16 protein-coding genes and 1 pseudogene (1 of these 17 only partly in view) are annotated in these 21,725 nt (G+C 56.6%); 7 read left to right on the forward strand and 10 right to left on the reverse strand.

The features are described from left to right. The 5 genes from HW273_RS09435 to HW273_RS09455 all read right to left on the reverse strand — a co-directional run. Positions 1-33, reverse strand: the 5' portion of a protein-coding gene (locus HW273_RS09435; protein ID WP_179011825.1) for a DUF1294 domain-containing protein. Its footprint begins 252 nt before the window's first position; 33 of the gene's 285 nt are visible here — the first part of the coding sequence; the start codon lies at positions 31-33; the stop codon falls past the left edge of the window. Beyond that, on the reverse strand, positions 34-1,689 hold the full coding sequence (locus HW273_RS09440) for a DUF5722 domain-containing protein (protein WP_243206782.1): 1,656 nt from the start codon (positions 1,687-1,689) through the stop codon (positions 34-36). Positions 1,690-1,853: 164 nt separating this feature from the next. After that, the gene (locus HW273_RS09445) at positions 1,854-2,414 is read right to left on the reverse strand and encodes a hypothetical protein (RefSeq protein ID WP_179011827.1); all 561 of its coding nucleotides are present in this window, start codon (positions 2,412-2,414) and stop codon (positions 1,854-1,856) included. 154 nt (positions 2,415-2,568) lie between these two features. Beyond that, positions 2,569-3,789: a tyrosine--tRNA ligase gene (gene tyrS / locus HW273_RS09450; RefSeq protein ID WP_179011829.1), complete on the reverse strand. Its 1,221-nt coding sequence runs from the start codon at positions 3,787-3,789 to the stop codon at positions 2,569-2,571. A 59-nt stretch (positions 3,790-3,848) separates the two neighbouring features. Then, positions 3,849-4,892 carry a 3-deoxy-7-phosphoheptulonate synthase gene (locus tag HW273_RS09455; RefSeq protein ID WP_179011831.1) on the reverse strand — a complete coding sequence of 348 codons (1,044 nt, stop codon included), beginning with the start codon at positions 4,890-4,892 and terminating at the stop codon, positions 3,849-3,851. A 352-nt stretch (positions 4,893-5,244) separates the two neighbouring features. Between HW273_RS09455 and HW273_RS09460 the strand changes: the two genes are divergently transcribed. Both HW273_RS09460 and HW273_RS09465 read left to right on the forward strand, forming a co-directional pair. Continuing rightward, entirely contained in the window at positions 5,245-5,502 is a 258-nt protein-coding gene (locus tag HW273_RS09460) for a type II toxin-antitoxin system HicA family toxin (RefSeq protein ID WP_179011832.1), read from the forward strand. Next, positions 5,483-5,848, forward strand: a complete 366-nt coding sequence (locus HW273_RS09465; protein WP_179011834.1) for a type II toxin-antitoxin system HicB family antitoxin — start codon at positions 5,483-5,485, stop codon at positions 5,846-5,848. Before HW273_RS09460 ends, HW273_RS09465 begins: the two co-directional genes overlap by 20 nt. Before the next feature lie 311 nt (positions 5,849-6,159). Here the strand turns inward: HW273_RS09465 and hemZ are convergent, their stop codons facing one another. The 3 genes from hemZ to HW273_RS09480 are packed head-to-tail and all read right to left on the reverse strand — an operon-like array spanning position 6,160 to position 10,767. Beyond that, positions 6,160-7,836 carry a coproporphyrinogen dehydrogenase HemZ gene (gene hemZ / locus HW273_RS09470; RefSeq protein ID WP_179011836.1) on the reverse strand — a complete coding sequence of 559 codons (1,677 nt, stop codon included), beginning with the start codon at positions 7,834-7,836 and terminating at the stop codon, positions 6,160-6,162. Further along, positions 7,833-8,501, reverse strand: a complete 669-nt coding sequence (locus HW273_RS09475) for an MBL fold metallo-hydrolase (RefSeq protein WP_243206783.1) — start codon at positions 8,499-8,501, stop codon at positions 7,833-7,835. The genes hemZ and HW273_RS09475 overlap by 4 nt, the downstream gene beginning before the upstream one ends. A 4-nt stretch (positions 8,502-8,505) precedes the next feature. Next, positions 8,506-10,767 (reverse strand): RelA/SpoT family protein, encoded by a 2,262-nt coding sequence (locus tag HW273_RS09480; RefSeq protein WP_179011838.1) that lies wholly within the window; start codon positions 10,765-10,767, stop codon positions 8,506-8,508. A gap of 308 nt (positions 10,768-11,075) precedes the next feature. Between HW273_RS09480 and HW273_RS09485 the strand changes: the two genes are divergently transcribed. The 5 genes and pseudogenes from HW273_RS09485 to HW273_RS09500 all read left to right on the forward strand — a co-directional run bounded on the left by HW273_RS09485 (position 11,076) and on the right by HW273_RS09500 (position 14,609). Beyond that, complete coding sequence (locus tag HW273_RS09485; RefSeq protein ID WP_179011840.1) at positions 11,076-11,579, forward strand: CBS domain-containing protein; 504 nt, start codon at positions 11,076-11,078, stop codon at positions 11,577-11,579. A gap of 263 nt (positions 11,580-11,842) precedes the next feature. Then, complete coding sequence (locus tag HW273_RS09490) at positions 11,843-12,148, forward strand: ArsR/SmtB family transcription factor (protein WP_179011842.1); 306 nt, start codon at positions 11,843-11,845, stop codon at positions 12,146-12,148. Positions 12,149-12,183: 35 nt separating this feature from the next. Next, positions 12,184-13,368: pseudogene (locus HW273_RS11690) on the forward strand (ATP-dependent helicase); the annotation flags it as partial. 45 nt (positions 13,369-13,413) lie between these two features. Then, a complete protein-coding gene (locus HW273_RS11695; protein ID WP_279287611.1) occupies positions 13,414-14,199 on the forward strand; it encodes a 3'-5' exonuclease in 786 nt (261 codons plus the stop codon). Between the two features lie 14 nt (positions 14,200-14,213). After that, a complete protein-coding gene (locus HW273_RS09500; RefSeq protein ID WP_179011846.1) occupies positions 14,214-14,609 on the forward strand; it encodes a helix-turn-helix domain-containing protein in 396 nt (131 codons plus the stop codon). On the opposite strand, the gene addA is transcribed toward HW273_RS09500, so the two are convergent. Further along, positions 14,606-18,247: a helicase-exonuclease AddAB subunit AddA gene (gene addA / locus HW273_RS09505; RefSeq protein WP_243206784.1), complete on the reverse strand. Its 3,642-nt coding sequence runs from the start codon at positions 18,245-18,247 to the stop codon at positions 14,606-14,608. The genes HW273_RS09500 and addA overlap by 4 nt on opposite strands. Further along, positions 18,234-21,662, reverse strand: a complete 3,429-nt coding sequence (locus HW273_RS09510) for a PD-(D/E)XK nuclease family protein (protein WP_179011850.1) — start codon at positions 21,660-21,662, stop codon at positions 18,234-18,236. Before HW273_RS09510 ends, addA begins: the two co-directional genes overlap by 14 nt. Positions 21,663-21,725: the final 63 nt, after the last annotated feature.

Below are 21,725 nucleotides of genomic sequence, written 5' to 3' on the forward strand. Positions count from 1 at the left end.
GAGGAGCAGATATCCTGCGGCCGCCCTCTGCATTTATCCGACCGCCGGCGCGTGAAAGTCCGGGATCCGTTCGCTCCAGTCCGTGATGCCGAGAATTTCCTTCGCAAATTCCGAGACCTCCAGCGACTTCGCCGGATCGTCGATGTAACGGAAAACCTCATGTGCCGGCTTCGCGACGAGCTGATGATTCTGAATCGAAGAAAGCCCGAAGGAGAGCCCGTGCGCGGTTTCCCCCTCATTGTCCTCCTGCCGGCTCAGGAGATAGGCGCTGATGTACGGATTGTTGTCTACTATGTAATAGGAATACGCCACTGCCGCAGCCTGCTCCTGCGTCTTGTCCTGCTTTCCCTTCGTGCTGCTGAAGCCCTGCTCTGTCAGGAAGATCTTCCGCACCTCTCCGCCCGGCGTCAGCATCGCTTCATTTCTCATAAAGTCCGTCAGCACATGCAGATTCTGGAAGCTGATCACCTGCGTATCGTTCGTCTGATCTACCTTGCCGCTCTCCTCATCGTCCCAGAATTCCGGACTGCTCAGAGGGTAGGAGTATGGATGATACGCCAACGCCCAGTTCGTACGTCCCTCGGCATAGTCCCAGTGATTGAACCACTCCAGCACATCCCTTCCCTTGTACTTCCCTACCGGCGCCGCCTCCGGCAGGCTGTTCCAGTAGTGATCCAGCGAAAACATGATATTGTCATTGGAGCTCTCCGCCTTCATCGCCGTATAGAACACACGGAAGGCGCGCTGGAAAAGCCTCGTGTAGCTCGCCACATCGAAGTCACCCGCATAGTTCCAATACTGGTTGTCGATCTCGTTTCCGACTACCCAGTTCGTGATCTTGCCGTGCCCGTTCTGCCCGTTGTAGCGCTTCGCGAGGAAGGATGCCATCGCTTTAACCGCGCGGAAGCCCGCCTCCGTCTCCACATTAAAGGTATAATACTGTGCCTGCGCCGCGGGAAGCTGGCTGATGCCGTTCCGGTTCAGCTCCGGTGTCACCGTGTTCCATGCGTTCAGGAGGATCGCCGTCACCGCTACACCGGAATCGCTCAGCCGCTTCACCTCCTGATCCAGCTGGTTGATCAGCTCCGCATTGATGGAGAAGGTCTTGCCCTCATAGCTGTAGCTGATGCCGGAGCCGAAGAAACGGTGCGTCGGGATATCTACGCCGGCATGCTTGATGTTGAGGCTCAGCGCATCGTCCAGAATATTCGGATCCACACGAAGCCCTTTCTTCCCCGGGTTCCGCGCCGCATCCCTGTTTCCTGCCAGCACCTCCGGATTGGTAATGTAATGCCGGTCGCTGACCGCCTCATAGCCCCTCCCGGTCTTCACCGCCGCCATGAAGGCGCTGTAAAGCCTCTTCTCTCCCGGTCCGGCATTGAGATCGAAGCTCACCGTCATATTTCCGGAGATATCCGCGCTCGCCACCGGCTTCATCAGCCTCGTCAGCTCCGGCTGATAGGGCTTCATCTCGAAAATATAGAGCTTACCGTCCGTCCCGGCCGTTTTCTGGTTTGTCTGCAGATTCACATTGATCCGGTCGTTCGCCTGCCCGCCGATCGTCACTGACGAGATGCTTGCACTCATTTCCTGCGCATACGCCATAATGCTGCCGAACAGCAGCATCAGAATACTTATCAGCAAAAAGCCTGTAAGCCTCTTGGAAAGCCCGCTTCCCTTCTCCTGCATCTTATCCTCCTCTGTCCCTCATTGAAGTCTGTCCCGTCTCCGGGAGCCACCTAACTATACAATCATCCCATCCAAATTTCCATTTAAAAATCCTTACATATTCTTACAACAGAAAAAGATCCGGGGATATTTCCCGGATCTCTCGTCTCTCTATGATGCATGTATTACCGGAGCGCCGGCCCCAGCCTTGCCGCTCTTTCCTTCTCCGCGGCAGCTCTCTCAGCCTGCTGCACCGACATTTCAGAAAACATATTGTCATCCACAATGCCGATGTAGTAATCCTTATATACCGTATCCGACTCATCTTCATAGACCCGAAGCACGAAGCACTGGTTCAGGAAGTCATAGAGGCTTCCGTCCTCCTCGCCTGCCTCATAGATCTCCTCCGGCAGGAGCCGGAAGCTCTCGTTGATGCGAACCTTCTTCTTCATCAAACGATTCCGGACGCCCTTATCCTCGCCCTCGACATAGGTATTGCTGTATACGATAATGTCTGCCGCCTGCTTCGAGGAGGAGGCGCACTCCACATGGAAGCTGGGATTCCCGCTGAAAATCTTCCCTCTGACGGTTTTCCCGCTGACAGGATCGTTCACCTTACCCTCTACGGGCTCCGACTCGCACGCCAGATCCACTGTATAGCTCCCTGCAGCATTTTCTGCCGCATAGGCAGGCAGGGAAAACAGCAATGCGGTCAATGCCGCCGCGATATATCGTTTCAGATGCATCTTTATCCCTTCCCCTCTCCTGCTTTCATGGCGCAGACTCCCCCCACTCCCAGTAAGAACGAAACTATTATAGCGAAAAAAAGAGATCTCGGCAAGCTTCCGCCTGCTTTCGACCCCTTTTGTTAAGCTTTTCGTAAGGTTTATGCCTTCCGCATCACGCCTTCACCAGCACGAAATTCTTCTTACCTCGCTGGAACACGAGTCCCTCGCCAAAGTCGGCTCTCGCATAACGTCTCGTGATATCCGTGATCTTTTTTCCGTCCTGCTGCACGCCGCCCTGCTGCACGTTTCTGCGCGCCTCGCCGCGGGAGGCAGAGAGCCCAGCTCTGACCAGGATGCTCAGGATATCAATGCTGTCATCCGTAAAGTCTGCATCCTCCAGGCAAAGCTTCGGCATATTTTCGGACACACCGCCGCCCGCGAAGATCGCCTTTGCCGCGGAATCCGCCTTTTCCGCCTCCTCCCTGCCGTGCACCAGCTCGGTCAGGTGGTAAGCAAGGATTTCCTTCGCCTTATTGAGCTCTGCGCCCTCCCAGCCCTCCATCGCCCTGATTTCCTCAATCGGCAGAAAGGTCAGAAGCTTCATGCACTTCAGAACATCGGCATCGTCTACATTTCTCCAATACTGATAGAACTCGTACGGGCTTGTCTTCTCCGGGTCGAGCCAGACCGCGCCGCTGGCGGTCTTGCCCATCTTCTTGCCCTCCTTGTTGGTCAGAAGCGTGATCGTCAGCGCATGCGCGTCCTTCCCCAGCTTCTTCCGGATCAGCTCCGTCCCGGCAAGCATATTGGACCACTGGTCGTCCCCTCCGAACTCCATATTGCAGCCGTACTTCTGATAGAGCATATAGAAGTCGTAGCCCTGCATCAGCATATAGCTGAACTCGAGGAAGGACAGCCCGTTCTCGAGGCGGTTCACATAGCAGCGCGCCCGCAGCATCTCATTTACGGAAAACGCCGGTCCGATCTCCCGCATGAAATCAAGGAAGTTCAGGTTGCGGAGCCAATCTGCGTTGTTCACCATGAGCGCCTTGTCCTCGCCGAACTCGATGAAGCGGCTCATCTGCTTCCGGAAGCACTCGCAGTTATGGTCGATCTGCTCTATCGTCATCATGCTCCGCATGTCACTCCGTCCGGACGGATCGCCGATCATGCCGGTGCCGCCGCCGACCAGCGCGATCGGACGGTTCCCTGCCTCCTGCAGGCGCTTCATCAGACAGAGCGCCATGAAGTGCCCCACATGGAGCGAATCCGCCGTCGGATCGAAGCCGATATAGAAGGTCGCCTTGCCGGCATTGACCATCTCCCGGATCTCTTCCTCATTCGTCACCTGCGCGATCAGCCCGCGCTCGATCAGCTCCTCATATACTCCCATTCCAGCCTCCCAGCAAAAATCCCATCCTGTGCTCCCGTACAGAACCGCTTCTCCCCTATCTATTTCGTCGTCTGCTGCGCATATTCGTAGACCATATCGATCAGCCGAAGCGTATCCTCCCAGCCGATGCAGGCATCCGTGATGGATTTGCCGTAGATATGCTCCTCCACCCTGCAGCTCCCCTCCTCCAGATAGGACTCCACCATCAGCCCCCTGACGAAACCAGCGAGCTCCTGCGAATACTTGCGGGAATGCATGACCTCCTGCGCGATGCGGAGCTGCTCTCTGTATTTCTTCCCGGAATTGCAGTGATTGGTGTCCACAACGCAGCCGGGGTACGAAAGCTCCCGCTCGCCGTAGAGGGAGAGCAGCAGCTTCAGATCCTCATAATGGTAGTTCGGCAGCATCTGCCCGTGCTTGCTCTGCGAGCCCCGCATGATGGCATGGGTATAGGGATTGCCGTCCGACTTGACCTCCCATTCCCGGAAAATGAAGTCATGCCCGTGCTGTCCGGCATAGATCGCATTCAGCATGACGCCGAGATCTCCGGAGGTCGGATTCTTCATCCCCACCGGCACGTCGATGCCGGAGCTGACCAGCCTGTGCTGCTGGTTCTCCACCGAGCGCGCGCCGACCGCGATATAGCTCATCACATCCGAGAGGTAACGGAGGTTATCCGGATAGAGCATCTCGTCCGCCGTACTGAAGCCGGTCTGCTTCAGCACCTCCATGTGGAGCTGTCGGATCGCAACGATCCCGCCCGCCACGTCGGCGTCCTTCTCCGGATCCGGCTGGTGCATCATACCCTTGTAGCCCTCTCCCGTCGTCCGCGGCTTGTTGGTATAGATCCGCGGCACGATGAAGAGCCGATCCTTCACCTGCTCCGCGACCTCCCGGAGACGATTACAGTATTCCAGCACCGGATCCGGATGATCCGCGGAGCAGGGCCCGATGATCAGCAGGAAGCGGTCGGACTCGCCCCGGAAGATCCGCTTGATTTCCTCGTCCCGCTCCGCTTTGACTCTCGCAAGCTCCGCCGGAAGCGGGTACTGCTCCCGCAGCTCCGCAGAGCTCGGCAGCTTATTTCTGAATTCCAGACCCATAGCCTTTGGCTCCTATGTCCTTCCCGTAATCTTCTTCATTGCTTCTGTTATGCCAAAATGCAGTGAAAAGCATGTGATGCGTCACACAGCACCGTACCGCATTCTGCCTGTCACCAACCTTCGGCGCTGGTATCAAAGTATAGACGATTTCAGGAGGCAATGCAAGGTTTTATGATATAACGCTGCAACGCAGGAATAACTTTATCGATATGGAAAATGAAATCAGAGAATTGTTATTAAATGCACGTCAGCGTGGCGGTACAAGTATGCAGCAACATCATGGAATTGTACAACGAATTGATTGACACCCCATGTGACACCACTTATAATATAAAATCAGGAGGCATAACAAATGTCAAAATGGGATAAGCTGATAACACGTATATGCAATTTATCGAAAGACCTCCGGTTTGATGAGCTGCGGAAGGTATTGGAAAGCTATGGATACGAAATGAATGCACCAAGAAGCGGAAGCAGTCACTACACTTTCAGAAAGCAGGGCTGTATGCCGATTACAATACCGAAGCATGAACCTATCAAGAAAGTATATGTAGAAATGGTAAGGCAAATTGTAGAAAGCGAGGTGAAGAATGAGGAAGACATTGAATGATTATATGGCAATGTCCTATCGTATGGAAATTGTAGAAGATAAGGATGAAGGCGGATTTGTGGTTTCTTATCCAGATTTGCCTGGATGCATTACTTGTGGAGAAACTGTAGAAAGTGCAGTAGCAAATGCGCTGGATGCAAAAAAAACATGGATTGAAGCAGCATTAGAAGAAGGTGTGGAGATTCATGAGCCCGATAGCCTGAAAGATTATTCCGGACAGTTTAAATTGAGAATTCCACGAAGCCTGCACAGATCACTGGCAGAACATTCTCAGAAAGAAGGAATCAGCATGAATCAGTATTGTGTATATCTTCTTTCCAGAAATGATGCAGTGCTCTCAAAATAAATGTTGTCAAACTGATCTATACTATTTAAACCTTAGATGAGTGTGAGACAGTTTCAAGTTTTGTGTAAACCCAAAAAACTGATATAAGATTTGTCAATTGATACACTGGGGCAAGGCTGATGATATCGGCTTGGGATACTCCCTAAGCAACCGTCTGAAGGCCGATAACGCTGCTTTTTGCAAGCCCTCAGACATAAATCCTATTTACAGAGATTCCTTCACACACTCTCGGGATCTTCAAAAATAAGCGCCATATCAAAATGAGCCGATGTCCGAAAGTCTACGACTTTCGGACATCGGCTCTGCATCGATCAAGACGCAGAATCAGACATACAGCGCAGCTTCTTTTCCAGCAGCTCCGGGAAGCGCCGGATATAGTTCCCGATATCCTTTCCATTGTCGCACCTCTCCACCCGTTTATTCGCCGGATCGCCGTCTCTGCCCGGGAAAATAAACTTGCTGGAGCAGCCTGCGCCGCAGCCCACCACAGTCTGCTTCTCCTCCATCATCAGGATATTGTAGAGGCACTCCTTCCCCGCCCTCGCATATCCGACATTCTCGAGATTCCCCGCCATATTTTTCTGCCGGTAGAGGTAATAGGGCTTCAGCTCCAACAGCTCCGCCGTATACGCGGAAACACGCATCATCCGCTCCATCTCTGTGCTGCCGTCCGGATAGACGGTGAAATCTCCGCCTGCATGGTAAACCTGATTCCAGCGCTCCCGCTCCAGCGTGAGCCGTGCCGCCCGCTTCACCGCAAGGCTGTGCACCGTCAGACTGTCCGGTCTGCGTCTCGCGACCTCGCAGAGCGTGTGCGTCACCTCTCGGAGCCGCTCTCCGGGGAGCCCCAGGATGATATCCATGTTGATATTGTCGAAGCCCAGAGAGCGGGCGAGCCGATACGCATCACTCGTCTGCTCCACGCTATGCTGCCTGCCGATCAGATCCAGCGTCTTCTGCTCGAAGCTCTGCGGGTTAATAGAGATTCGGGAGACACCGGCGTTTCTCAGGATGCAGAGCTTCTCCTCGTTGATCGAATCCGGACGTCCCGCCTCGACCGTAAACTCGCAGAGCTCCGCCATCGGATGCTCGATACATTCCTCCCGCACAAGCTCCATAAGCTTACAGAGCCAATACGCGCTGAGTGCGGTCGGCGTCCCGCCGCCGATATAGATCGTCTGCAGATATTTCCCCTGCCTGCCGCACAGCTCCCGCATTGCGGCGCGAAGCTCCTGCCGGAGACAGTTGAAATAGTCCGGGAGCCTCTCCTCCCAGAGCGCGATCGGATTCGAGGTAAAGGAGCAGTAGAGGCAGCGGGTCGGACAGAAGGGAATACCGATATAGAGGCTGAAGCCCTCCCGGTAGGAATGTCCCGTTTTCTCCTCGATCCGGTGCAGGATCCGCTGCTCCCGCAGCGCGATGTCCATCAAAAGCACGAGCTTCTCCCCACGGAGCAGATATTCCGAGGAAATGGCGGTTCGCACCGTATCGATATCCTCCTGCGACGGCATCCCATCCGGACGCTTCGCGCCCAGTGCCGTGAGATACGGACTGGCAAGCGAAACCGGACGGATCCCTGTCAGATCTCCCCAGGGCAGCTCCCTGCCGCTCAGGGCGGAGAGCGTCCTGTAGAGCTCTGCCTTCAGGAGCGACTTGTCCGCCCTGCGGTCGCCGGAAAGCGGCAGCGCCTCCCCTGTGATCTCGAGCGAGAGCGTGATCTCGTCCCGGTTCTTGAGCCCCTCGGGCGTGAGCACCCTCTTTCGCCTGTCGGCATTCCGGTGACGCAGGCTCTTCGGATTCACCGCTGTCTCCTGCTGCCGCTCCTTCGCCGTCTTCAGCGCATTCTTCTCCTCCTGCGTCGTCTCAGAGAGATGTACCCCCTCCGGGGTGTGGATCTCAAAATCCTCTCCCGGATAGAAGGACTTGCAGAGCTCCCGGATATCCTGCTCAAAGACAGCCGCCCTCCGGTCCAGTACCAGCCGGATCATATGGAGATCCCTCCTGCCCCAAGCTGCGAGAGGTAAACGACCGGGTTATACTTCTTCTCATGAGAGATCATTGTCTCGGACTCGTGTCCCGGGTAAACCATGGTTTCCTCCGGCAGCGTGAACAGACGGTTCCGGATGCTGTCGAAAAGCTGCTTCTCCGAGCCGCCCGGGAAATCCGTCCTGCCGAAGGACTCCTGAAAGAGCGTGTCCCCGGTGAAGACCAGCGGCTTCCCCTCATTCTCCGTAAAATAGGACACGCCGCCCGGCGTATGTCCCGGCGTCTCGAGCACCCGGAAGCACGCCCCGGCAAGCTCCGGCGTATCCCCGTCCCGAAGCGGCGTGAACTCCGTGATCGAGATATCGAGATTGAAATTCCGGGAGAGGTTTTCATCGGGGCTTGCAAGCGTCTCCCGCTCCTTCTCTCCCGCATAGATCCGGATCCCGAAATGCGCCGCGAGCTCCTGGGCAGCGAGGATATGGTCGAAGTGCCCGTGTGTGAGCAGGATCGCCGCCGGCTTCGTCCGCAGAATATTTTCCGCAATGTCGATAAGCTTCACCGCGTTTGCCGCAGGATCGATCACTACGCACTCACCGTGCTCCTCATTCAGCGCGAAATAGACATTGGTCTGCATCACGCCCATCGTATATTTCTTTATCTTCAGCATTTTCCTACCCCTGCGCCCTCTCGATGTCGAGCACTCCGTTGATCTTCCGGAGCTTCGATACGAGGCTCGCCAGCTCCTCCTTGTTGTGAATATCGAAGGAAATCGTGATCGTCGCCTTATCGTTCTTGCCGAGCCGCGAGGTCAGCGCCTTGATGTCAATGTTGGCATCCGCGAGGATCTTCGAGATATCCACGATCTGCCCCACCCGGTTATTGGTATAGATCTGCAGCTCCGTCGCATAGGTTTCCTTCGTATTGTCTGTCTGCCACTCCGCCTCGATCAGGCGCGCCTTCTCGTCCTCCGGCAGATTCATCATATTGATGCAGTCCGTCCGGTGCACCGTGATGCCACGCCCCCTCGTCACGAAGCCGACGATCTCGTCTCCCGGCACCGGAGAGCAGCACTTCGCATAGCGGACGGCAAGGTCGTGAATCCCCTTCACGATGATGCCCGACTTGGTTTTCCGGATCACCTCCGGCTTCCGGCTCAGCTCCTCGATATTCTGCAGCACCTCGCTGTCGTCGAGATTCTTCGCCTCCGCCTTCTGCTTCATATCTATGAGCTTGCTGATGACCTGGGACTCCTTGATCCCGCCCCGTCCCACGGAGGCGAGGAGCGATTCCCAGTCGATATAGCCATAGCGGCGCAGCACTGCCTCCACATACTCCGGCTTCGTCAGCTCGCCGAGCGTCAGCCCCTTGGACTTCACATATTTGTCCAGCAGCTCCTTGCCGCGATCGATATTCTCTTCCTTCAGCTCATGCTTGAACCACTGCGCGATCTTATTCTTTGCCTGCGTGGATTTGACGATCTTCAGCCAGTCGCGGGACGGACCGCGGGAATTCTGCGAGGTGATAATGTCGACCCGGTCACCATTCTGCAGGCGGTACTCGATCGGCACCAGCTTGTCATTTACCTTGGCGCCGACCATCTTATTGCCGATCGCGGAGTGGATCGCATAGGCGAAGTCGATCGGGCAGGAGCCCGCCGGCAGGTTCTTCACATCGCCGGTAGGCGTGAAGCAGTACACATTCTCATTGAAGAGATTCAGGTCAGACTTCACCATATTCATGAATTCCTTGGAATCCGACTCGTCCTTCTGCCACTCGAGGATCTCGTGCAGCCAGTTCATCTTCGCCGTCTCCGCCTCGGATGCCTTCTCCTGCGAGCCCCCCTGCTCCTTGTACTTCCAGTGCGCTGCGATACCGAACTCCGCGGTACGGTGCATCTCGAAGGTGCGGATCTGGATCTCGAACGGCACCCCGTCCTGCCCGATCACCGTCGTATGCAGGGATTGGTACATGTTCGGCTTCGGCATCGCGATATAGTCCTTGAATCTGCCCGGGATCGGCGTATACATCTTATGAATGATGCCCAGCGCAGCATAGCAGTCCCGGAGCGAATCCACGATGATGCGGATCGCGAAAAGATCGTAAATCTGGTCGATGGTCTTATTCTGATTAACCATCTTCCGATAAATCGAGAAGAAATACTTCACGCGCCCGCTGAACTGCGCCTCGATCCCCGCCTCATGAATGTGCGCCGAAACCTCCTTTACGATGCTCTCGATGCGTGCTTCCCGCACCTCCTTTTTAAAATGCACCTTCTCCGCGAGATCGTAGTATACCTCCGGCTCCAGATATTTCAGAGACAGATCATCCATCTCGATCTTGATCCGGCTGATACCGAGCCGATCCGCGAGCGGCGAGTAGATCTCCAGCGACTCCTTCGCCTTTTCCTTCTGCTTCTTCGGTGTCTGATACTCCAGTGTCCGCAGATTATGAAGGCGGTCTGCAAGCTTGATGATGATGACGCGGATATCCCTCGCCATGGAGACAAACATTTTGCGGAGATTCTCCGCCTGCATCTCTACCTTATCCGTATTCAGATTCATCTGCGTCAGCTTCGTGACGCCGTCGACGAGGATCATCACGTCCTCCCCGAAAAGGCTGCGAAGCTTCTCCAGCGTCATCCCCGTATCCTCGACGACATCATGCAGGAGCCCCGCCGCGATCGTTTCCTTGTCCATTTCCAGATCTGCGAGAATGATGGCAACGCAAAGAGGGTGAATGATATACGGTTCACCTGACTTCCTCTTCTGCTCTCTGTGCTGCTCCTTCGCGACCTGATACGCCTTCTCGATAATGCTGAGATCCCCGGACGGGTGGTATCGTCGAATCGCCGTGATCAGCTCCTGATACAGCTCCTCCGGAGGCGTATTGTCCGCCGGCCTCTCCAGCGTGGTCTCTTCTCTCTGCTCTGCCATGACTTCTCCCTCATTTCTAAACTTTATTATTTTACACAGGATACAGAGTCTTGTCAAAACAGTCGGCTGTATTTCCCCTCGCGTTTTCTCCCCGCAGCGGACAAGCTGTTCCCCTTGTGGAGATGCCGTCTTCCTCCTTCGCCATTTTTAATAATAATTTTATAATTTTCGAGAAAAATGTAATAATATATTCACAGGTCTGACACAAGTATATTATAGGATAATATCAAAAGTGAAAGACAGGCAAATATCCGTTTCGTTTTATATTTCTCACTATTTCAACTGCTTTTAGGAGGTTTTTATACATTATGAATATTTTGTTCTTTCTGACACCGAAATGCGACGTAGCATTCGTCGAAGAGAACGACACGCTCAGGAACGCGCTGGAAAAGATGGAATACCACCGCTATTCCGCGATCCCCGTCCTGTCAAGAGACGGCCGCTTCGTAGGGACACTGACAGAGGGAGATCTCCTCTTTGAGATCAAGAATCAGCTGCAGCTCGACCTCCGCGAGGCAGAGAGGGTTCGCGTGAAGGACATCGCGATGAAGAATCATTATGATCCGGTCGATGTCTCCAGCTCCATGGAGGGGCTCGTGAAGCTGGCGCTGACGCAGAACTTCGTTCCGGTTGTAGACGACCTCGAGCATTTCATCGGCATCGTCCGGCGGCGTGAGCTGATGAACTACCTCTATCAGCACCAGAGCTTCTCCGAGCCGGAGGAGCCCGCCCGTATCCTTCGCCAGCGGACACAGATCTCCGCGCTCTATTCCGATCGGAGATCCACCCGCCGTTATGCAGTGGCGGATTGATCCTATCCCTACGCTTCGATTCCGCTTCCGGACATCCCTCCGGCGGCGGTGCACCCTCCCCGAGAGGAGCTGTCCCGAATGACAGCTCCTCTTTCCTTGCGTAAATCACATATTTTCCCTATACTGTATAAGTCCCCTGTCAGGCGGACGAATAGATACCGCAGCTGCACAGACAGATGTTTATCGGACAGAGCGGCGCAGCCGGTACCTTCGGCATATAGCATATATATATATAATTTATAGAAGAAACAGGAAATACTGCCATGCTTGAAATAGAAGATTTTACTGCACTGGCGGAGCGCTTCAAGATCCTCGGGGACGGAAGCCGTCTCCGTATCTTCTGGATACTCTGCCACAGTGAGGAATGCGTCAGCAGCCTCTCCATACGGATGCAGATGTCTCCCCCCGCCGTCTCCCACCACCTGAAGCAGCTGCGGCTCGCCCGGCTGCTCACCCAGCATCGGGAGGGCAAGGAGGTCTATTACCATGCCGCGGACAGCACGGAGGTACATCAGCTTCACCATGCGATCGAAGCGCTCATGCACATCAGCTGTGAGGCATGCGAATGACGGAATATAATGCGGCGTAGGAGGAAGCGGTCAAAACCCATGCAGGGCAGCTCCTGCTGATCAGCTGTCCGGGCTCCGGCAAGACTACGACCATGCTCCGGCGGATCTTCGACATGACGGAGTCAGGCATCGATCCCTCCGGCATTCTGATGGTAACCTTCACGGAATCCGCCGCGCGGGAAATGCGGGAGCGCTACCGGCGGGACTATGGAGAAAGCAGCGCCCAGTTCCAGACGCTCCATGCGCTTTCCCTCCGTATCCTGCGCGAAAACGGCTTCGAACGGCAGCAGGTGCTCTCCGGAGAGCAGCAGCGAAGCTATGTTGCGGAGCTCATCCGGAAGCACGCAAGAAATCCCTTCGATCTCTCCGTGAAGGATCTTCTGCTGAATATCTCTGCCTTTAAAAATAAGGACATTCCGATGAACAGCTTCGAATGCAGCGGTCTCGACAAGGACGAGCTCCGCACGCTTCTCCCGCTGTATGAAGCACGGAAGAAGGAAAACGGACAGATCGACTTCGACGATATGATCCTGCAATGCCGCAGTCTCCTCCGGGAAAGCCCTACGGTCTGTGCACACTACCGGAGACTCTTTCCCTATCTGATCTGTGACGAATATCAGGATACAAACCGGATTCAACGGGATATCCTCTATCTTCTCGCCGGAAAAGACGGCAATCTCTGCGTCGTCGGAGATGATGACCAGTCCATTTACAGCTTCCGCGGCGCAGACAGCCGCAGCATGCCGGATTTCAGGAAACACTTTCCTCATGCGAAAACGCTCTGCATGAACAGCAATTACCGCTCGCTTCCCCGCATCGTGGAGCAGTCCCGCAGGCTGATCGAACACAACGCCCTCCGCTTCCCGAAGGACATCCGGGCTGCCCGAAGCGGAGAAGGGCGCGTCGAGCAGCTGCACGCAGCCTCCCGGACGGAGACGCTGCAGAAGCTCTGCGAGAAGCTGCGGGAGCTCCGTGCGGAAGGACAGCCGCTCCGGAATACGGCAGTTCTCACCCGAACCAACGCCCAGCTCGAGGATATCGCTGCGTACCTCGAAGCACAGAGCCTGCCCTACCACGCGGCAGAATCTCTCCGCGACCCCTATGAGCACTTCATCTTTCGGGATCTTCTTTGCTATCTCCGCCTGATTCAGGGCAAGCGGCGGAAGGAAGACCTGCTGCGTGTTCTGAATCGTCCCAATCATTATGTGAAGCTGCAAAGTATTATTTCTATCGATACATGGACAGATTCCAACTTAAATCGTATAATGGAGGCAGAGTACCCCTCCTCCCCCCGAATCGTCAATCACTTCCGGCGTTACCTCCGGAAGCTGCACGAGCTGAAGGGACGGACGCTCTCTGCGCAGCTCGCCGGAATTTATGACGAGATCGACTACCGCTCCTATCTTCGGGACTATGCGAAAAGCAGCGGCACAGAGTTCTCCGCACTCGAGGCGAAGCTCTGCTTCTACGAGGAGGCAGCCGCGCACTGCGGCGACCTGTCTTCATGGTATCAGGCGGCGGTCTCCCATGTCGAGCGGCATCGGGCGAGTCTCCGTTCCGGCGGAGAGGGTGTCCGTCTCTGTACCATGCATCAGGCGAAGGGACTGGAATGGGATACTGTTTTCATCATGGACTGCGTGATGGGAATCACACCGAGCCCGCTGGCACGAAGCTTCACGGAGCGCCAGGAGGAGCGTCGGCTGTTCTATGTCGCGATGACCCGCGCAAGAGATTCCTTATACCTGCTGCGCTATACTGAAAATCAGGCGAAGCCCTCGATCTATCTCCGGGAAATGGAGGAAAAATCTGCAGGGCAGAGCCTCGACGCGCCGCGGGAGGATAGCGAAGCAGCCTCCAAGGCACGCCTTACTGCAGTAAAGCGCCGATCTTCTCCGGAAAAAAAACAGTTTTTCCGAGAGGGCAGCACTTCCGGCTTCACAGTCGGTCTCTCCGTTCATCATCTGAAATTCGGAGAGGGCAGGGTCATACAACTCACCGAACGCACGGTCCATGTCGATTTTTCCGGTACCATACGGATTTTCAAACGATAATGAAGGGACAGACAATGAACAAATCTCTCGGAAAGAAAAGGATCAAATTTGAGGTTCGCTGGGAAAAGCTCGGAGAGCAGGTGAAGTACTACCGTCTCGGACGGGATCTCCTGCAGAAGGATCTCGCAGAGATGGTGGGAACAACGGTAAATACCATCTCCCGTCTGGAGATCGGCGCGATCGGCTGCAGTCTGGAGATGCTGCTGTCACTCTGTGAGGCGCTGCAGGTCTCTCCGGATGCACTGCTAAGCGGAAACTACAATATGCTCTACAGCCCCTATTACGAGCACTTCTGTGAGATGAAGGGCGTCATTCAGGAGCATCTCACCGCATCGCTTCAGGAATTCTTCGAGAATCTTCCGGAGAAGAAGAAAGAGAGGGAAGCGGAGGAGCAGCCTCCTCGCTCTTAATCCGAGGGCTTCGCTTCCGGCGGGAACATAACCGTCCTTCCCAGCGCGAAGGAATAGATCAATCTGCTTTTCACCTCCCGCCCGGTAAGCGCCGTGAGTGCGTCTGCATAGAGCCTGAGCTGTATCGCGTAGCGTTCCCGCAGCGTACGCTCCGTGCGCACTCGGTCTGTCTTGTAGTCGAGGAGCAGGATGCCGTCTTCCTCCAAAATAAAGGCATCGATTACGCCCTGTAAGAGCACCTTCTCCGTGATGCCGCTGCCCGGAAAGAGGTAGCTGTAGGGCACCTCCTTCATGAAGCTCTGCTCCCGGAAAAGCCGTCCGCTTCCCGCCGCTTCCCGCATTCTCTGCCCGAGCGGCGAAAGCAGGAACTCCCGGAGCTTATCCTCCTGAATCAGGGCAAGCTCTGCCGCCGGGAGGAGCTCCCCGAGCTGCTCCATTCCCCGTTCAAAATCATAGGCAGCCAGCGCGTGATGATAGGCATCCCCGATCTCTGCACCGGATGCCTCTTTTTGGTACGCTGCCGGAAGCGGCATGCGCTCCCCAAGCGATTCTTCCTCCGCTTCGAGACGAATCGCTCTGCCCGGCAGGATCTGTCCCCTCGGCAGAAAAGCGCCGCTCTCCTTCTTGATCTCCGAAACCGTATGCTTCGGGAAGAGTCTCGTCGCCGCCTCATGCGCATAATGGAAGGACAGCCGCTCCGCCATTTTCTCATATTCCGGATCGCCGTCCTCACTCCGTCTCTCTCTCTCGTGAAGCTTCCGAAGAAACGCCTCCTCCAGATTCAGCTCCGCCGTCAGCTTCTCCCTCACTCTGTCGAAGAGCTCCCCGGCAGGGAAGCAGCAGAGACGGATCGGTGCGCTCCCCGTATCGGAAAGCAGGCGATCCCCCTCCGCCATCAGTATCCAGTCCAGCATGGAGGAAGCGGAGAGAATACGGCTCGCCGTAAGCGGCTCCGTTCTGTCCCGCAGCCTCGAGAGCCGTTTTTCTGCATCGGGAAGTCCTGCCGCCAGGATCAGCTTTTCCTCTGCACGGGTCATCCCCACATAGAGGATACGCAGCTCCTCTCCCAGCTGCTGCCGCAGGAGGCGATCCCGGATCACCAGCCGCCGGACAGAGGGGTAGCGGAGCTTCTCCGCAGGATCGATATAGTCGGCGGCGACGCCCAGCTCCGCATCGATCAGCAGCTTCCCGTTCAGATCTCTGGTATGAAAGCTCCTTCCCATACCCGCAAGGAATACGACGGGGAACTGCAATCCCTTCGATTTGTGCATGGAAATGATACGAACCAGATCATCCTGCTCCGAATAAACCGATGCCTCTCCCTGATCGGCATTGTATTTTTTCAGCTTCTCGATGTAACGAATAAAGTCAAACAGACCGCGGTAGCTCGTCTGCTCGAAGCGGAGTGCGGAATCCGCCAGCTGATCCAAATTCGCCCGCCGCTTCCTGCCGGCCGGCATCGCGGAGGCATATTCGTAGTAGCCCGTCTCCTCATAGATGCAGTAAAGCAGCTCGTGAATGCTCCGGTAGCGGGAAAGCGCCCGAAAATGCCGGAGCGTCCGGCGAAAATGCGAGAGCTTCTCCGAAAGCGCCGGAGAGAGCAAAGCCTCCCCCTCCTCTACCGCGGGCTCCTCCCCCCCCTGCTCCGTTCCGTCCGCCTGCTCCGGAGTATTTCCGTTCCGGAGCGCATCCTCCCCCGGGAAACGCCGCTCCAGCGTCCCATATGCCGCACTGATCTCCGCAAGCTCTGCATCTGTGAAGCCGAAAATCGGAGAATGCATCACCGCCGCCAGAGGGATGCTCTGTCTGGGGTTGTCAATGATACTCAGAAACGCAAGCACCGTCTCCACCTCCACCGCGGAAAAATACCCCTCCCGGGAGACGGAATAGGCGGGAATACCCTCATTTCCCAGCACCTCCACCATGCGATCCGCACTGTCTCCCAGAGAGCGCAGCAGGATCACGATGTCGCGGTAGGAATAGCCCTCCTCCCTGAGCCCCCGGATGCGGTGTGCGATCATCCGCGCCTCTGCCTCCGCACGTCCCAGCTCGACCTCCTCTCCGTCCGGAAGCGAAAGTGTGCCGTAATCGCAGAGCAGCAGCTCTGTCTGATCGTCCGACACCTTTTTCGCGGACGCTTCCATATCCTCTCCATCCGGGGATGCCGGCTCTTCGCCCCTGCCGAGATGCAGGCTTACCCGCTCATTGTAGTCGATTCCTCCTACCGCCTCCCGCATTACACGGGAGAAGACCTGATTCACCGCATCCAGCACGCCGGCTCTGCTTCGAAAATTCTTCGCCAGCTCTATCTTCGGATAGCTCTCCTCTCGATATTTCGAAAGGAAAAGCTCCGGGCGTGCCTGCCGGAAGCTGTATATACTCTGCTTTACATCTCCCACCTGAAAGACATCAGGACGTCCGAAGCGCTCCGCAGAGAGCGCAGAGAGCAGCCATTCCTGCACCTCATTGGAATCCTGATACTCATCCACCAGAATTTCCTTCAGATTCCTCGCATAGTCATCCGCCAGCGGGGAAGGTACACGCCGCCCCTCCTCTGTCCGGATATAGAGCAGCTCCAGTGCGAAATGCTCCAGATCCGAGAAATCCAGCATTTTCCGCCTGTCCTTCTCCTCCCGGAAGCGGTGCAGAAACTCCTCCGTCAGCGAACGCAGCATCCCGATGCTCTCCCGGATGCCCGCTGCAACCTCCGCTCTCTTCTCCGGTTCCGGCAGGATCAGCCGTTTCAGAAACTCCTGAACATGCTTTTTGACCGCTTCCCGCAGTTCCTTCACCGCTTCCCGCTTCTTCGCTCTCGAGAGCTTCAGTCTCGAGAAAGGAAGCTCCGAAAGACCGCGGCGCAGACTGTCGAGCGTCTCCGCAGAGAGAACCCGCCGAAGCCCCTCGAGATCCTCTGTCAGCATCGGGAGGTATTCTTCCGGTCCTCCCTCCTCCGCACAGAGCATAAGCGCCCGCTCCAGCTCCAGCGCATCGTCCTCGAGCGCCGGAAGCAGCGAGGCAAGCAGCAGTGCCTCCGCCTCTTCCTCTCCGCCGCTCTCCAGATCCCGCAGATACTCCTCCTGCCACGGCGTGGCGGAGGCATAATCGTAAAGGCGCAGAATCAGCTCCTCGACTCCCTCGTCGCTCTTCCCCCTCGTAAACTGATCCATAAAGCGGAGGAAGCGTTCTTCCCCCTTGAGATAGTGCTCCTCCAGAAGCTCCTCGATGATATCGCTTTTCAGCAACCTCAGCTCTCCCTCGTCCCCGATGCGAAAGCCCGGATCAAGTCCCTTGAGAAGCGCATAGTTTTCAGTGATCAGCCGCTTGCAGAAGGCATCTATCGTCGAAATATCGGCATTCTGTATCCTTCCAAGCTCCCGGATCAGCAGTACATTTTCCGGCTCCTGCCGAAGCCGCTCCTCCAGCGCCGCCTGAATGCGGCTCCGCATCTCTGCCGCCGCAGCCTCCGTAAAGGTCATGATCAGAAGCTCCGAAAGCGAAACCGGATTCTTCCGGTCTGTCACCCGCGAGATCACATGCGCGACCAGCACCGCCGTCTTTCCGGAGCCCGCCGCCGCGGAAACCAGCAGATTGCCCTCTCTGTGCGTAATGATCCTCTCCTGCTCCTCAGTCCACGTCATCCCCATCCTTTTCTTCCTCTTCCGAAAGCCTCTTCCAAAGCTCCTCCTCCGAAATCTTCCCGATATTTCTGTAACGATACCCCTCCACACGCGGGTCGAAGGCACAGACACTGTGATAGGGGCAGTAACTGCATGCCGTCCTCTCCTTATCCTCCCGCACCGGACGCACTGCGATTTCTCCCTCCAGTATCCTGCGCGCGTCCCGCCCGATCCGGCGATCCACATAATGCCTGAGGGCTGTGAGACGCTCCGTGCTCGCTGCGGACTTCTTCCGTTCATCTACGAGCCCGTCCCGAAGCGTCGCCGGAATCACATCGGAATCCTTCGTGAAATCCCGATCCATGTGCCGCACGATGTCCAGCTCCGCATTCACGAGACCATCCATCCGAAGCGCCTGAAGACGCTCCCTGAGCAGCTCCTCCTCCCGCTTTCCCTCCTGATAATCCAGCACCGGACTGTCGATATGGTAGTAGAAGAGCCCCGCCGGGAGCACCTCCCTGCCGGGATTCCGGTACGCAAGATTCTGCAGCATGACATTCATATAGGTCACCAGCTGGATCTGCAGCCCCTCATAAACCTTCTGCAGAGAGAATGCTGTCCTGCCGGACTTATAGTCGATCACCCTGACATAGAGCCGATCCCCGCTGCGGCAGCTGTCCACACGGTCGATCCTCCCCCGAAGCTCTATCCCGTCCCGAAGCAGGTCAAAGTCCCGTTCCAGCGCTATCGTCCGGAAATCCCCCCGCCGGAGCTGCTCCGACAACGCCCAGAGCGTCGTCCTCGTAATCTCTCCGATCTTTCTCAGGATATACCGGTTCCTGCCGGTAGAAAGCAGACGGAGGTCGCGGTTCTCCTCCGCGGTTTGCAGCACGACCTGCTCGGAAAGCATGTGAAGCTCTGCAGCGGAAAGCTCTCCCAGCCCCCGCTTCTGCCGTTCTGCCTCCCGGAAAGCAAGCTCTATCGCCCGATGATACAGATTTCCGATATCAAATGCCTGTATTTCATCTGTCTTCCGTTCGGAAAGCCGCAGCCCATAGCGCAGAAAATGCGCATAGGCACACTGATTAAACTGCTCTATCCTCGTGATCGAGCCGCGCAGACGCTCCCCATAGACAGCCTCCGCCGCGCTGCGCTCCAGCTTCGACTCCCGGTAGTGCGTAAAGGCAGCAGAAAGCAGCCCCGCACTCTCCGCTCTGTAGCCATTTCTCCGGAGCAGAAGCAATGTCCTGAGAAGCGTCTCCTCCGTCTCCGAAGCGGGTTTCTCCGCCCTTCTGTCCTCGAGATAATCCGGAAGCCTGCGTGAGAGCTGACGGAGCAGTTCCCTTCCGGTGTAGAGCTCCATCTGTTTTTTCCTGACGGACTGCATCCGGATATTCGGGAAGAGCTGTTCGATTTTCTCCATCACCGAGGATCTCCGAAGCCCCTTGCCGCCCCTGCCCTTCGTGGCATAGGAAAGGAGCAGTCTCTGAGACGGCGCTGCCAGCGCACGGTAAATGTAGAAGCGCTCCAGCAGCGCGTCCTCCGTCCGATCCGGCGCGAGCTCCATCTCCAGCTCCCGAAAGAGCGCCCTCTCCCGATCCCCGAGTATCCCGGAGGTTCCCGCAGCCTTCGGCAGATTGGCGGCGCTCGCCCCCAGAATCATGAAGACCGACGGATTGGAAAATCTCGAACGGGTCAGATCTCCGATCATTACCTGATCCACCGTCGTCGGGATGATGTGGAGCTTCTCCTCCCTGAGTCCGCTGTCCAGAATGTCGATATACTCCCTCCGGGAAACCGCTGTATCCCCGAGCAGCAGAGCCAGACGCTCCAGCAGCTCCGTAATCCGTGCCATCCCCTGCAGGAGCTCCTCCGCGAGCTCCTGCTCTCCTGCCTGCCGCTTCTCTTCCGCCGCAGCCTCTACCCGCTCCCGTGCGCCGATCCGCTCGAGCAGCGCCCTGAGCGCCTCGGTGCGTTCCGCCGCCGTGCTCCCTCGCCCGGATTCCTCCTGCAGCAGGAGCAGCGGGCCTATCAGCTTTTCCTTCAGTAGCGGATACGCCTCCCAGTCCTCCCGATATTTCCCGAGCCCCCGCTTCCCGCTCTCCCGGAGGTAATTCTCGAAGAGATCGATTTCATTCTCCTCCTCCTCCGAGCGCAGAGGAAGCGCGCGGAGGTAGCGAATCACGCTGTCGAAGCTGAAGCTCCTTTCCGGCACCAGCAGCGCGGCACGGATCAGCTCCGCATAGGGAGAGTCCAGCAGGCTCCGGCTGTCATCCAGAAAATATGGGATCTCCGCCGCCCCGAAGACCCGAAAGAGCAGATCCCGATACTCCTCCGGTACAGTCAGCAGGATACCGATCTCCGCGTAGCGTTTCCCCTCTTCCCTTACGGCATGCTCGATCTGCTCTGCCGCATGCTCCAGCTCGCTCCGAATATCGCCCGCCTCCCAGAGCTCGATCGAAGATGCGGGCGGTGCTTCCTGCTCCGGCTCCCCGTAGCGGTAGATCTGCTCCGCGAGATACTGCAGCTCCGGTGCCGCTGAGAAGCGCGGAAAGACAGGCGAAGCCCCCTGCGGCTCTCCCGTCTCTGCCTGATAACGGTTCAGGTCGATCGGAGGCGCTACCGGGATTCTCTGCCGCGCCGCGCGAAACGACAGCCGCTGTACGGTCTCTCTCGTCAGATAGAATAAGTCCTCCGCCCCCCGCTTCTCATAAATCGACGCCGTTTCCTCCGCCCTGAGATCCAGCGCGAAGCAGAGCTCACTCGATTGCAGCATCAGCTCCTCGATGATGTCCTGCTGCACCGGTGTGAAGCCGGTGAAGCCGTCGAAAAAAAGCGTACTGTTCCGAAGCTGCTTCGACAGCGGCAGCGCCTGCAGCAGACGATCCAGCAGCTCCTCCTGCGCAAGGTATCCATGGCTGTCCATATACTCCCGGAAGGCACGATAGAGAAGCGCGAGATCCCGTAGCTTGCTCTTCGTCTGCACAGAGCCGCTCCGTTCCGCTGCCATATCGAGCATCTCCGGCAGGATACGGTACTGGTAAAACTCCGAGATCTGCGACTTCAGCTCCCGGAGAAAGCCCGGACGGTTGAGCTGCTCCCGGTAATAGGACAGCTCCCCGCACACCTTCTCTGCCGTCTCCCGAAGAATCATCACCTTGCCGCTGTCATCGATGATCCGCGGGGGCTCCTGATTCAGCTCACGGAACACCCGGTAGGCAAGACGCCGGAAGCTCAGCACGTCGATATTCAGCATTCCCTTCCCCGGATTCTCCGGATGTCCCGCGACACGGCGCTGCATACTGAGCGTATCCTGCTCCGGCACGAGGAACAGCCACTGTCTTCGAAGATCCCGCGGCGCCTCCCGAAGCGCTCTGCGAATCATATATTCCGTTTTCCCGCTGCCGCTGATACCGAACAGAAAACGAATCGACATACCGTACCTCCGTTTTTTTTGCTTTATAACTCATTTCTCTTGAACTAATGTTCTAATTTTATC

Source organism: Oribacterium sp. oral taxon 102 (assembly GCF_013394775.1).
Lineage (GTDB): Bacteria > Bacillota > Clostridia > Lachnospirales > Lachnospiraceae > Oribacterium.

Coding starts and splice junctions, on each gene's coding strand:
- HW273_RS09440 (WP_243206782.1), bottom strand. CDS start 1,689: ATGCAGGAGAAGGGAAGCGGGCTTTCCAAGAGGCTTACAGGCTTTTTG.
- HW273_RS09445 (WP_179011827.1), bottom strand. CDS start 2,414: ATGCATCTGAAACGATATATCGCGGCGGCATTGACCGCATTGCTGTTT.
- tyrS (WP_179011829.1), bottom strand. CDS start 3,789: ATGGGAGTATATGAGGAGCTGATCGAGCGCGGGCTGATCGCGCAGGTG.
- HW273_RS09455 (WP_179011831.1), bottom strand. CDS start 4,892: ATGGGTCTGGAATTCAGAAATAAGCTGCCGAGCTCTGCGGAGCTGCGG.
- HW273_RS09460 (WP_179011832.1), top strand. CDS start 5,245: ATGTCAAAATGGGATAAGCTGATAACACGTATATGCAATTTATCGAAA.
- HW273_RS09465 (WP_179011834.1), top strand. CDS start 5,483: ATGAGGAAGACATTGAATGATTATATGGCAATGTCCTATCGTATGGAA.
- hemZ (WP_179011836.1), bottom strand. CDS start 7,836: ATGATCCGGCTGGTACTGGACCGGAGGGCGGCTGTCTTTGAGCAGGAT.
- HW273_RS09475 (WP_243206783.1), bottom strand. CDS start 8,501: ATGCTGAAGATAAAGAAATATACGATGGGCGTGATGCAGACCAATGTC.
- HW273_RS09480 (WP_179011838.1), bottom strand. CDS start 10,767: ATGGCAGAGCAGAGAGAAGAGACCACGCTGGAGAGGCCGGCGGACAAT.
- HW273_RS09485 (WP_179011840.1), top strand. CDS start 11,076: ATGAATATTTTGTTCTTTCTGACACCGAAATGCGACGTAGCATTCGTC.
- HW273_RS09490 (WP_179011842.1), top strand. CDS start 11,843: ATGCTTGAAATAGAAGATTTTACTGCACTGGCGGAGCGCTTCAAGATC.
- HW273_RS11695 (WP_279287611.1), top strand. CDS start 13,414: ATGGAGGCAGAGTACCCCTCCTCCCCCCGAATCGTCAATCACTTCCGG.
- HW273_RS09500 (WP_179011846.1), top strand. CDS start 14,214: ATGAACAAATCTCTCGGAAAGAAAAGGATCAAATTTGAGGTTCGCTGG.
- addA (WP_243206784.1), bottom strand. CDS start 18,247: ATGACGTGGACTGAGGAGCAGGAGAGGATCATTACGCACAGAGAGGGC.
- HW273_RS09510 (WP_179011850.1), bottom strand. CDS start 21,662: ATGTCGATTCGTTTTCTGTTCGGTATCAGCGGCAGCGGGAAAACGGAA.